Source organism: Priestia sp. SIMBA_032 (assembly GCF_046535215.1).
GTDB lineage: Bacteria > Bacillota > Bacilli > Bacillales > Bacillaceae_H > Priestia > Priestia aryabhattai.
Genome location: NZ_JAWRXD010000799.1, coordinates 1 through 266, shown reverse-complemented (window position 1 = coordinate 266; position 266 = coordinate 1). Strand labels below are relative to the sequence as shown.

1 protein-coding gene is annotated in these 266 nt (G+C 69.5%); it reads left to right on the top strand.

Translation table 11 applies throughout. The features are described 5' to 3' along the window. On the top strand, positions 1-266 hold a 266-nt coding region (locus tag SB717_RS36535), incomplete at both ends, for a hypothetical protein (RefSeq protein WP_410907938.1).

Below are 266 nucleotides of genomic sequence, written 5' to 3'. Positions count from 1 at the left end.
CGCGACGCGCTATCCGGAATTCGCGGAGCGGGTCGAGCCCTACACAGTGGACGAGCTGCGCGGCGCCTCGCTCGCCTGGATGACCTTCCTGAACAACGCGGCGTACTTCCTGGACGACCTGGAGGCCACGGAGACGCCGTTCGTCGTGACCCTGTACCCGGGCGGCGGTCTCAACCTGGGCGACCCGGAGGCGGACGCCAAGCTGGCGGCCGTGCTCGCGTCTCCGATGCTGCGGGCAGTGATCACGACTCAGCCGCGTGTCACCG